General features: G+C 34.1%; 11 protein-coding genes. 7 read left to right on the top strand and 4 right to left on the bottom strand.

All coding sequences use genetic code 11. The annotated features are described in order from the left end of the window. Positions 1 to 142: 142 nt before the first annotated feature. The 4 genes from MWU82_RS23410 (at position 143) to MWU82_RS23395 (ending at position 2,892) form a co-directional block, all read left to right on the top strand. Complete coding sequence (locus tag MWU82_RS23410) at positions 143 to 445, top strand: type II toxin-antitoxin system RelE/ParE family toxin (protein ID WP_247098143.1); 303 nt, start codon at positions 143 to 145, stop codon at positions 443 to 445. A 636-nt stretch (positions 446 to 1,081) separates the two neighbouring features. Further along, positions 1,082 to 2,158 (top strand): hypothetical protein, encoded by a 1,077-nt coding sequence (locus MWU82_RS23405; RefSeq protein ID WP_247098142.1) that lies wholly within the window; start codon positions 1,082 to 1,084, stop codon positions 2,156 to 2,158. 115 nt (positions 2,159 to 2,273) lie between these two features. Beyond that, entirely contained in the window at positions 2,274 to 2,465 is a 192-nt protein-coding gene (locus MWU82_RS23400; protein ID WP_247098141.1) for a hypothetical protein, read from the top strand. A gap of 7 nt (positions 2,466 to 2,472) precedes the next feature. Continuing rightward, positions 2,473 to 2,892, top strand: a complete 420-nt coding sequence (locus MWU82_RS23395) for a DUF4923 family protein (RefSeq protein WP_247098140.1) — start codon at positions 2,473 to 2,475, stop codon at positions 2,890 to 2,892. A gap of 72 nt (positions 2,893 to 2,964) precedes the next feature. On the opposite strand, the gene MWU82_RS23390 is transcribed toward MWU82_RS23395, so the two are convergent. Genes MWU82_RS23390 through MWU82_RS23375 form a run of 4 tightly spaced genes read right to left on the bottom strand, consistent with a single transcriptional unit; the run spans position 2,965 to position 9,485 of the window. Further along, positions 2,965 to 4,743, bottom strand: a complete 1,779-nt coding sequence (locus MWU82_RS23390) for a hypothetical protein (RefSeq protein ID WP_247098139.1) — start codon at positions 4,741 to 4,743, stop codon at positions 2,965 to 2,967. Between the two features lie 8 nt (positions 4,744 to 4,751). Next, positions 4,752 to 5,939 carry a DUF4249 domain-containing protein gene (locus MWU82_RS23385; RefSeq protein WP_247098138.1) on the bottom strand — a complete coding sequence of 396 codons (1,188 nt, stop codon included), beginning with the start codon at positions 5,937 to 5,939 and terminating at the stop codon, positions 4,752 to 4,754. A gap of 13 nt (positions 5,940 to 5,952) precedes the next feature. Then, positions 5,953 to 8,712, bottom strand: coding sequence for a TonB-dependent receptor (locus MWU82_RS23380; RefSeq protein ID WP_247098137.1), 2,760 nt, complete (start codon positions 8,710 to 8,712; stop codon positions 5,953 to 5,955). After that, entirely contained in the window at positions 8,709 to 9,485 is a 777-nt protein-coding gene (locus MWU82_RS23375; protein WP_247098136.1) for a hypothetical protein, read from the bottom strand. The genes MWU82_RS23380 and MWU82_RS23375 overlap by 4 nt, the downstream gene beginning before the upstream one ends. Before the next feature lie 581 nt (positions 9,486 to 10,066). Here MWU82_RS23375 and MWU82_RS23370 point away from each other — a divergent pair. Genes MWU82_RS23370 through MWU82_RS23360 form a run of 3 tightly spaced genes read left to right on the top strand, consistent with a single transcriptional unit; the run spans position 10,067 to position 12,258 of the window. Next, entirely contained in the window at positions 10,067 to 10,252 is a 186-nt protein-coding gene (locus MWU82_RS23370) for a hypothetical protein (protein ID WP_103442459.1), read from the top strand. 22 nt (positions 10,253 to 10,274) lie between these two features. After that, a complete protein-coding gene (locus tag MWU82_RS23365; RefSeq protein ID WP_247098135.1) occupies positions 10,275 to 11,111 on the top strand; it encodes a DUF4238 domain-containing protein in 837 nt (278 codons plus the stop codon). Between the two features lie 34 nt (positions 11,112 to 11,145). Further along, on the top strand, positions 11,146 to 12,258 hold the full coding sequence (locus MWU82_RS23360; RefSeq protein ID WP_247098134.1) for a TlpA disulfide reductase family protein: 1,113 nt from the start codon (positions 11,146 to 11,148) through the stop codon (positions 12,256 to 12,258). Positions 12,259 to 12,514 lie beyond the last annotated feature (256 nt).

Here is a 12,514-nt window from a genome sequence, read left to right as displayed (position 1 = left end):
TACGTCAGAGATATTATTCGTAAAGATCAGGAGCGAAGAAAGCGTATTGTGGATTTGAACGAAGCCCTCATCGATGGGATGGAGAGCGGGCCATCTGATGCGACTATAGATAGTATTTGGGAGGAGGCTATAAATGAGCATAATGCCGGAGAATAGATATGTCATTAGTGTTAAAGCAAGGAGTGACATTAAATCCATTGCCAAATACACGATAAAGGAATTCGGGATTAGTCAATCTTTGAAATACGCAAAAGGCTTAAAGGATATTTTGGGAGAATTGGCAATTAACCCAGAAATGGGTAGAAGATATGTTGCCGTCAAAAACCAAATGCTTTTGAGGTATCGATACAAATCACATGTAGTTTTTTATTATATCGACACCAAAGGTATTTTCATAGTTAGGATCTTAGGGGGTAAGATGGACTTTCCAAAGCACTTAAAGTAAAGTTTAAATAAAGGATAGCAAATGCATGATGTTAGTTACGAAGGTTTTAGAAAATTCTTCTCTTATTTACTAGATAAAGAAGTTATTACTATTGAGGAAAACTCAGATTTATTAACTGAATACCTTCAAAAAGGGTTTGTGACATTTGATAATTTGTCAGAGATTAAATCGAAGAAGGCTAAAACATTATTCCAGAAATATGCCAACGGCAACCTTAATATTGAGTAATAATAACCTAGTTATAAAGTCTAAATAGAGGATGATTCTAATAAAGAAATGGTGGGTAAGGTTAATAGTTAGTTTATTATCTGGAGGTATTTTAACAGAAGCTTTGAATATCTCAACAGATGGCAATGTAAATATCAATGCATTTGTTCTAGGGATTGGTATTTACTTAATTCTGAGTATCATTTATGGTTTTTATTTAAGAAAACAGAAAGACTAAAGTTCAAAAAAGGATTATTAACATAGATACGTAAAAGTTCAAATTAACATATTTCCATAATAGAATAGTTAGTGTTAATTTATGTATATGTTGTAGTTTGGAGAAAAAAAGCCTATTCATGTGCGTATAATTTCTGAAATAGAATGCATTAAAATCAAGGATGAAAAGCACAGAAACCATAGATATCGATAATGGAAAATATAGCATGTAATTTAATTTACAACAATGGTGATGAGGACATTTTTGTTGGTTTTAAGCAAAGATGTGAAATACAAAACATCATTTACAATGTAGAAAAAGGGAGAGGACGATGGTGCAGTCAACCTGCATGCTCGTGTAAAAAGTACTATAAGAGAGGTTTCAAAGGACCAGTTGAGGATTACCCATGTAATGAAAGTACATTATTTGAAACATGGACTTGGAATCCCGGAAATAAATTCAAGACGGGTGAACCATTTAGAATGTTGAGAACGGGCAAAGGAAAAATCGCCATATTAACGACCTGTTTTCCCTCTACTTCGGAATCGGAGAGAAAAATTGTTGGATTTCTTAAGATTAAAGATCTGGTTGATGACCACCATCAAATCATTGGACAGAAAAACCAATCATTGAGATTAACATTGGACGAAGCAAAGGAACTTGATTTTTGGCTTTATCACAAAAACAATAATAATTCATCCAAACCTGACTGGAAACAAGGACGATTCAGATACTTAGCCGATGAGCAGGTTGCAACAATCTTACATGATTTAGTTCAAGTAGTTCAAAATGCATCGACACAGTCAATGATTTTAAAGCTATTGGAATCGGACTTCCCAGATTATGCAATTGAAAGACCCATAGTAGAAGGAGCGATAAAGGGCAGTTATACAAAGAAGGTCATGTTAAAACGAAAATATGGAAAAGGAGGAGAAAGCCCTGCTCATAAAAAATTAAAGGAATACATAGCCAAAAACCCTTCTCTTATTGGATTATCCTCCAAAAATTTTATTGCAAAAATAGAGCATCAATTTATTTCTGGTGACCTTGTTGACATCTTGTTTGAACCTCTAAATGGACAGACCAATACAGTTGTGGAAATTGAACTTGACAATGTTTTGCCAGGAATACATCAAGCAATTAAGTATCGAGTTTTAAGGTGCTCTCAACTCAAGAAGCCTTTGACATATTCTAAAATTAAGGCAACTATTGTTGCATGGAAATTAAACGATTCGGAAAGGCAATTATGTAATCAATATGAAATTGACTATTACGAAATTAAATTATAGAAAGCACTGGTGACAATATAGAACTAAGCTGAAGTCAAGGTTCAAATAAAGGATTCTATTTAAATTCGGGACACAGTGTGCCCCGAATTCGTTAAAGTTTAAATAAAGGGTGAAAATGACGGTAATAAAAGACACAAAATATAAAAAGGCATTGTTGGTTGAATTAATTGAAGTCTATGTATCTAAGGGACATGCAATTCAAATGCTGGTTGGTAAAGATTTAAATGATTTTGACAGAAATGACCTAGAACTGAAACTAAAAGCTGAAGGGGTAGACACAGGTATAATCAAATCAAAGTTCAAATAAAGGATTAATGAGTAGAACCAAATTATACTTTTCCTTTTTCTCACTAGTCTTTGCCATATGGTCGTGTGGTACTCATAAAGGTTCTGCTACAAATTCAACTTCTGAAGTGGAAAAGGAACTTTTCCAAAGGTGGAAATTGGATTACGGCATGGCAAATGGACAAAAGATTAATGGAATGCCTGGATCACCGAATAATGACTATCAATTTGAAAAGGATGGGACATATCTTTTGTTTAATGCAGATGGAACATTTATGACTGGAACTTGGAAATATAATAGGGAAGACAAAATTATTATAACCAAACGTGATGATGGGGTAATCAATGGAAGAGTTAAGCTATTAGGTCTAGATAGTTTAGTTTTGATGCCACCAACAAACAATCCAGGAGAGGATATAGGATTGGTGTTTTACTATGTACCAATTTAATAAAGTTCAAAAATAGGATAGCATTAATGATTCTGTAATGAAGATATAATCTTGTTCTACACCATACCATAACTAGTTTACAAAAAATGTCTCCAATACAGAAATAGGCTCTCCTTTAGAGCTAAAACCTTCCAAACGCACTTCAAAGTCGCCACTGACATCTGATGTAAAAAAATCGAGAGTTGTTTCTTCTTTTTCTAGTTTAAAATCCGGAATCCAAAGTAATTGATTCCTGTAATCAGGTATTCGGCTAGTAGAGTCTGGCAGTCCAGGGTCATTTGAAGTATAAGTTTGATTAAAGTATTTTTTTTTATCTAAAGGTGTAATTATTTCCACCTTAGAAACATAATCGTCTTTAACGAAATCCTGAAAATTGCCATTAAAGGTCTCGAATACAACCAGTCCTGAAAACGTTTGAGGCCCCAAAACCATAGGATGAAAAAGAACATTAATTCTCTTTACTTTTCTGGCGTTTAGATCGGGTAGTTTATCATGATCCTCCAAGAAAACTCCATCGACAATGACCATAACCGGACTGTTGGATTGTGTAAAGCCTTCTTGTATTAGGTTCACAAATTGTTTTCCGGCTTCATTTTTTCTGAACTGAACATAATCTATAATTTCAACAAATGTTTCCTTTACTGTTGGAAACCTTGTGTAATCATCTAAATCATATACTTTGCTATACCTAAGGTAGAAAGGTAAATATGGTTTTTCTAAACAGATAGAATCTTGTTTTGCTTCGGAATATGCATTTTCAATTTGAGCATTGATACTTCGTTTTAAAATTATATCCGTAATATCTGGGGTAATTACCAAATCATCAAAAACTAAATTCTCATAATCCAATTGGAATGGTTTGTCCCATAAAATTTCAAACTGGCCCTTATTTTGCAAAACATGTACATAGGGTTCTTTCGGCCCAAAACCCCTATTTACATTGAAATAAAATAATCCATTTTTATCGGCTTTTGAAATTTTAACATCAAATGCCTTTTCAGGAATTGAGAGCACCACATTAACATACGCGGCGGGTAGCCCTGTGCTTTTTGTAATTACCTGCCCACTAAATAGCTCACCTCTTAATTCTGGCAAGTAAATAGGATTGCTCATCGCTTTAGAAGCTACTTCACTTTTATTCTGAAGTTTAAAATTCTGGGAATTGTTGTTTCCAATTTTATCAATAGAATCTGTTTTTCTTATCGATATGGAGTAATTTCCGTTTAAAACAGAACTGTTTAAGCCCAGTAACTTTAAAACAACCTGCTCTCGTTGGTTGTAATATTTTTTATTGGTTGTTAGTTTCAAGTTTTTATCTGGGTTTAAACTCGATTTTTGAAGTGTATAACCGGCATTGTTTTGATCAACGGAATCAATCGCTGAAAAATGTGCTTTAGCTGTAGTTGGTTTTTTATATCTCTGATGGGGATTGAGAATCGTTAAATCACTTTTAAAAAAATAATTATCACCCTTATTATTCATCCATCGGGTATAGCCCAAAAGCTTATAATTTCCATTAGAAACGGCCGAAGGAATCAAAAATTCACCTTGTCCTATGCCATTTTGCAATCTAATCTTATGCCTAAATACAAGCAAGTTATCTTTTCCTACTAATTCGACATAAGCAATTTTACTTAGGCCACTTGGCAAATTATTTTTTTCATTTAAACAGAAAACACTATAGTATAATTTCTCGCCCGATACTAATACCGATGTGTTTTGATAAACAAAAATCCGTTCTTCGGGTATCTGCCCTTTAAATATAGAAAGCACGTTGTCTTTTACAGAAATTTGCCCATAAATAGATGAAGCTAAAAAAATGGTATAGACTGCTAAGAATATTTTCTTCATATCATTTTTTATTCAACCCAAAAATCTGGAACCTCAGAACTCCCTAAAACAGTACAATCTGCGCAAATTCTTGGAACAACATTCGCACTGTAAGGGTCTTCAGGGACAACTGAAAAAAATCTTACTAAATTATCTCTCACCAACTCCGGTAAAGTTGGGCTTGTATCTAAACCTGCACTATAAGCCGTACAGCTCATACCAATAGTTGGAGGCAATTCATCAGGATAAATGTCGTTAAACTTAAAATATATCCGTTTTGAGCTTAAGGAGGATACCTCAAAATAACCCAAAACATTTTCCGAGGCACTACTCTCTGAGTAAACATTTCCATCAAAAAAACCGGGTTGGGTTTCCGAAAGCACACTTTCTTGTCCCGAAAATTTTTTAAGCGTTTCTAAATAAACATAGGCCTCCTTCGATATAGTGTATTGTCGTACCAAAATACTATAACGATGTGCCAAAATATAGTCATCTTTGTCTACAAATCGAAGCTGAAACTCGGGAAGGCCACTATTGGTAACACCCTCTTGGTCTTGGTGAATAATAAGTCCTCTTGGTCGCTCTGTAGCATAACAAATACGCTCGTTTTCAAGCGCTATGCCGTTATTTACAGTAACTGGGTATGTTGAAAGCATTTTTTTTCCACTCCAATAGGGTGCAATAATCTTATAGGTTTCTTCATATTCATAGCGAAAGAATTTCGGTTCTTGGTAGGCTGCATTGGTCACAATTATACTTACACCATCTAGACCTTTATTATTAGTAGAAGCGATTGCCTTAAAATCAGTAATAGGTGTTTCTTCGGGTATTTTTTCTGGTGTAGATGTATACTTTCTGCCATCGCTAGTTAGTATATGCAATTGATAAGTAACCTTGGGTAAGATGCTAAAATCAATAAGGGATACATACTTACCAGGTGAAACTTCTTCAAATGCATAATCGTTTTGTGCATCATCTACAATCGAGACACGGGCATTCTGTTCTGGATTACGGCCTATATTTTCGACCTTTGAAGCTCGATCCAAATAAACTACTTGTTTTTTAATTTCATCAGTTATAGTAGCCTCAATTACTAAAGCCGTTTCGAAATTTTCCGTTTTAGCATCAAAGGGCTCTATGCAGCTATTGATCAAAATGCCAATAACAAACGGCAAAAAAAATGATACAGTTCGTATCTGTAATTTGGTTTTAATCATTTAGATTGCTTCATTAAAATTTAAAATTATAGGTAATGGTCGGTATCGGAACTGAAAATATGGTGCTTTTATAAGACTTAACCTGACCGTTTTCTGTTACGAAAAATACGGAATACGGATTTTTTCTTCCAAATAGGTTGTAAATGGACAAATTCCAAAAACTATGAGCAAATTTCTTAATCTTGTGATTTCCTTCTACATTAAAGCTAACATCCATTCGGTAGTAATCAGGAATTCTAAACTCATTTCTATTGCTATAAAAAGCATATCCTTGTCCTCGATAAACGTATGTACCAATGGGATAGGTTGTAGGCCTTCCTGTTTGATAAACAAAATTAGTAGATAGACTAAACCGTTTGGTTAGTTTATAGTTGCCTACGAAACTGATATCGTGTGGTTTATCGTAATTCGAAGGAAAGAAATCTCCATTATTAATCTGTTCTTCTTTAAATTCACTTTCAAATCTTATAAGAGATCGGGCATAAGTATACCCCAGCCAACCATTTAGTATACCTTTATTTTTTCTTAAGAGCACTTCTATTCCGTAGGCCTTGCCTTCGCCTTGAAAGACCTCTGTTTCTATGGTCTCATTTAGTAAAAGCTCGGAACCTACCTTATAATCGATAATATCGTTCAATTTTTTATAATAACTCTCAATGCTAAACTCATAGGTGTTATTGTCAATATTTTTGTAGAGCCCCAAGGCAACCTGACTAGCTCGTTGTGGCTTTATGTTTATATCGGAGAGTTTCCAAGTATCCGTTGGGGATACTGTGGTATTGTTCGATAATGTATGAATAAATTGGTAGGTATTACCAAAACTCGCCTTTACAGATATATCAGGCTTTATAAAATAACGACCCGATATACGGGCTTCGGGTCCTCCGTATGTTTTAAATGCTTCATTTTTACCAAAAGTTCGGGTTTCTACAAAGGTGCTTTCCGATTTAGGAATTCCATCTTCATAAATTCTTTGGGATTGTTCGCCCAAAGCAGCAAATAAAGAATAACGTAAGCCTAGGTTCAACAATAACTTTTCAGTAACCTTATAATCGTCAGACAAAAAAATGGCAGATTCTAGTCCTTTTTCTTTGGGAATATTAATTCCTAGAACGTTCGATTGCGGTTCTAAGGGTTGAATACTGCCTGGATAAACTCCGTAAAGTTTGCTCGATAGGCCAAAATCTAAGCTATGCTTCTTTCTATATAGGTATTTAAATTTTAATTTTGCCTCGGTTTCTTCATTGCGGTAGCCTAAATCAAAAGCATCTACAGAATTATTGTCGTAGGTAATATTAAATCGGTATTGGCTATTGGTTAGGGATAAACTCGAACTGCTTTTGTCGTTAAATTTGTGGTTCCAATTAAGGGAAAACAACCTATTGTCATACCCGTAAACAGAATCTGAACTTATGTTAAAAGCATCATTACTGTAGTAGACGGTTGCCCTTATATCATTATTAGCATTTATTTTGTGATGGTATTTTGCAATAAGGTCTGAAAACGAAGCATTGCTGTTTTTTAAGGATTCCGATTTCAGGGATTTTAAAATCCATTTCGAATAGGTTGCTCTTCCACCAACTAAAATGGATGATTTATTTTTGATTACAGGGACTTCTAGAACGAGGTTGCTTGTTACTGGCCCCAAAGAAGCCTCTCCTGAAAATTTTTCTACATTACCATCTTTCGTCTTAATGTCGAATACCGAAGATAGTCTTCCCCCATATTCGGCAGGAATACTTCCTTTATAAATCGAAACACCACTTGTAGTAAAAGGATTTAAAGCAGAGAAGATGCCAAAGAAATGCGATGGGTTATAGATTACAGCATTATCGAGTAAGATTAGGTTTTGATCGGTTTTACCCCCACGAACATTATACCCTGCCGCTCCCTCTCCGGCAGTTGAAATTCCGGGTAGGGTTGTTGCTACTTTCAGAATATCGCGTTCTCCTAAAACCAGTGGAATTGTTTTTATTTTTGCTACTTCAATTTCCGACACACCAGTAATGCTTTGTTCTATATTTTTATTGGCGTCGGCTTTAACAATTACTTCTTCTAAAATTTCGAGACTTTCGTTTAGAGCAAAATCTAGTTGGCCATCATTATATATTACTAAATTTTGCTTCTTCTTTTCAATTCCAAGGGCATTAAACTCAATCTGATTGAGGCCAGCCGGCAATTCAATAGAATAGTAGCCATTAATATTGGTTACCACACCAATATTTTGGTTCTTAACCACCAAGGCTAAATTCGGAATTACTTCTCTAGTCTGGGCATTTCTGATAACCCCGTTTAGCGTAAATTTATTCTTTCTATTTGTAGAATCTTCTTTTCCTACGCGTATTACCTTTTTACTGTTAATAGTTTGTTCTGAGATATACAAGATGGGGGCTGTCTTAATTTCTTCATCCTCCAAAACACTTGATTCTTCTTCATGGGTTTTAAAAAAATCAATGGGGAGTGTACTATAGACTACCGTATTTTGGGTTAAAATAATTTTTTTATCCGTAGTAATATAGAAATTGATAACCGTATTTTTAAATATATCTGTTAAAACATCATCTAAGGGCGCATTGGTATAGACTCCTGTAACATGTTTACTTTCTAACCATTTGTCCAAATAAAAAAATTGATAGTCTGTTGCTTTTTCTATATAAAGTAAGGCTTCTGTTAAATTGGTATCTTTAAAAGATGCGGATACGTTATCAATTTTATGCTGAGCATAGGATACCTGAAAACACAGAAACAATAGTAGATATAGTAAAGATTTCATTGCTCCAGATTAGCGGTTTCAGGTTTTATAAAATTTATCTTCGGCAAAGTGTTCAGCAAATAACTTTCTAAATCTAATTTATGTGAAATCTTTTTCGAGTTTGCCTTTATTTCCTTTTTAAACTCTGGAAAAATTTTAAGTAGATCTCTTTTTGTTTTGATTTTGTGGTAGGCATCCAAATAATGGACATAATATTGGTTATCATCGAAAAATTCGAAGTATTTCGTATTTTGATCTATTCTTTTTATTGTTTTTTTTCTATGCTTTTTATAGAGGGTATAAGAAGGATTCTCTGTTAAAATCTCATAAAAACCGTGGATAAACCGAGTGTCTTGGCTCGCGGTGTCGAGGTAAACAAACCTATTTTCGTTAATGGTAAAACTAGATATATTTTCGCGAGTAAGCTGAACAACGTTATTAGATACAACTAAAACTTGATCTTCAAACGAATCGTATTTTATTTTCACATTGTAGTATGGTTGTCCTTCGTAGATTATTAACGAGTTTGGTAGTGTATTCTCAGAATTGAAAAATTTATGATTTCCATTTTTTGTCTTGTATTTTTCAATATAATTTAGCCCGTTGTACAAGTTAATATTTTCAGTACCCATTACTTCATCAAACCATAGGTAGCTTTCTTTTTCTTGGTTTTTTAACTGACCATAGCTTAATTGAAAAAAAAAATATGAAATAAACAAGGTAACAGCAGAAAGGTAATGCAACTCTCCCAGATATTTTGTTTTTACAGGATGATAAGCTTGTTTACGTCTCATTTGTTTTCTAGTATGATATTCCCTGTAAACGTTTGATTATACAACTTTTACTAAAACGAATATAATAATAAAATATATCTTTCATACATGTATGAACTCTTAGAGATATTTCTGTCTTAATCAAGACAAGCTTATACTTTTATATAAAACAGACTACAAATTGTTGAACTATTTATGGTATATAAAACCCCGTTGAAGATGTGATCTAAAGGAATATAATTTGATAAATAAAGAAGAAAACAAAAAAATCTTCCACCGCCTCCGCCGCCAACACCAGCACGGTTGGAAAATAAATAAAATTTTACAACAAAACCTCCTATGAAAATCCTTAGTCCAATTAACCAAAGTATAATTAAACGATATGTTAGAAGATGGTTTTAGGTCACATAGATATAGTGATATATTGGGCAACTTAAGCGAGAATGGTTTTCTGACTGCTGAGGATGTTGGCAAGCTGCTAAAAGAATTTACAACCACCCAAAAAATTACTTTTGATTGCATAAGCGATGAAAAGGCCCAAATCGTGTCGGAAGCATTAATTGATAATTATCAACGGTCAAAGTCTAATTAAACGATTAAATATGTCATTTCAAATTGGAGATAAAGTAAAGTACAAACCTGAGATTCACCCTGAACTTTCCTCTAACATTTATGTTGTGATTGAGCAAGTTTTTGTGAATATTGCGAAACAGAAAACAATAGGTGTGAAAAATGTTGAGACGGGTCAAGAACTCTTTAAGAACCCTGAAGATTTAGAACATTTATAAAAGTTCAAATAAAGGATACTACATGGCCATTAAAAAAAACCAGCATTATGTTTGGCGCCATTACTTAAAGCCTTGGTCATCGTCTAATGGAAGAATTTACTGTGCAAGACCTGAGGGCTTAATCTACACTTCTTTGAAGAACGTTGCCGTCGAAAGGTTTTTTTATGAAACTATAATACTAGATGATGTTGAGAAATGGTTTGTGGTAAACTTAATAAAACAATTTGATCCATCCTTCAATGGCCCGCTTTCCGACATTTATCAATTTTATCAATGGAGCGGTAAATCCGAAAAGACGAGGAAAACAGCCATAGAGGATTTTCATACTAATGTTGAACAGCACGGCATTGAATTTCTTAACCATTTGTACAAAGAGAGCTATTTGTTTTTAGACCATGAAGACCAAAAAAGACATTTCTGTAATTATATCGCCGCACAATATACCCGTACAAGAAAAATGAGGGAAAACTTATATCTGGGAGGAATTCTGGATTATGGCTTAGATATGAAAAGGCTGGCAAACATTATGCACCTAATTTTTATTGTGGTAATTGGTAATTGGATTTTTTCCAAAGCAAAAGTCGAAATTTTAAAAGCTTCGGGAGGGCTAAATTTCATAACTTCCGACCAGCCAATTATTAATGCAAAGGGAACAAGTAGTTTAAAAGAGGAACCAAAGGAAATGGAGCTTTTTTACCCAATATCTCCTAATTTGGCAATCTATTTGAGCGAGAACAGGGAAGGAGTGAGGCACCTGACGAAACAAGAGGTCAAGCTGTTCAATAATCTAATTGTAACATACCACAACCAACAGTTGTTCGCATCACAAGAAGGGCATATTAATCATTTTAGTATTTAATAGTTCAAATAAAGGATAAAACAAAAGATGAAATATGATAAAAAAAGCACTGTTTGTTTTGGTCTTCTTGATAATAGCCTCTTGCAAAATCGAAAAGAAAAATATTGGTTATGAAATACATGGGAACGTTAAAGGTTTCAATGATAGTATCTGCGAGATTTTTCAATGGGACTATGAATCTGTCTATTTCAAGGATTCTGTCCTTGTCAAAGATGGAAAGTTCAAATTTTCGGGAACTATTGATAGGCCCCGAAGAACAACGCTTAAAATAAAAGGTATGCCGGGAACTATGTTTTTCTGGTTGGAGAACACCCAAACAACCGTTACAATCAACGATGATGGTTTGAAGAAAGCAATAGTCGTCGGGGGCGAAGCTCAGGGAATGGCGAATTTGCACGAACTAAAAAAACGTCCAATTAGTAATAAAATAGATAGTCTGGGTAATATTATAATGACAGGGAGGAAGACAGGAAATTTGACGGATCAAGAACAAGATACCCTTTACTTGAGAATGCAGGCATTAAATGAGGAACTTTATGAGGTTACCAACGCATTTATAAGGGATTTTCCTAATTCCTTAGAAAGTGCCAGAACCTTAAATGAATCAAGATTTAGATTGGACAAGGAATTGTTCACGGAACTTTTTACATTGATGAACGATAAGACCCAGGCATCGATTTATGGAAAAGAAATAGCTCGATATCTGAAACTTAACGTAAACCCACAAATAGGGGACAAGTATGTTGACTTTGAACTGAATAATATAAATGGTCAAAAAACAAAAATTTCTGATTTAAGGGAAAGATATACTTTGATTGAATTTTGGGCATCTTGGTGTAGCCCTTGTAGAGAGTCAAATCCGGCCCTTAAAAAAGTGTATGGGAAGTTCCATGATAAGGGATTTAATATTGTTGGGGTCTCCATGGATCATGTCCAGGAAAAATGGTTGAAAGCCATTATGGAGGATAGTTTACCTTGGGATCATGTTTTGAATGAAAAAGGGCCTTGGGGTGATGTCGCTACAATTTATAATCTTAAAGGAGTCCCGGACAATATTCTTATAGATGATAAGGGTAGAGTAATTGCAAGAGGCCTTGTAGTTGATGACTTGGAGGCTAAACTTGAGATGGAATTCAATGAAAAATAGTTAGTAAAAATTGTTTTAATTACTGGTAGACGGACCTAAATGATTTTATAGCTTTTTGAAAAAGCATTTTCCTTTTTATAAACAGCCTGATTTTAAAGATTGTAGGCAACGCCTTGCTCCTATAAAAAGCACTAGTCCAGTTCTCAAAAGTTCAATTAAACGATAGTTGTCTTCCTCAAAATTTATTCTTAACTTGAACCATTATTAATAATATTGGTTCATTATGGCGGTAATTAGAAAATCAATCACATTTACA

It is taken from the genome of Arenibacter sp. S6351L (assembly GCF_023016025.1).
GTDB lineage: Bacteria > Bacteroidota > Bacteroidia > Flavobacteriales > Flavobacteriaceae > Arenibacter > Arenibacter algicola_B.
This window is presented reverse-complemented; position numbering and strand designations above follow the sequence as displayed.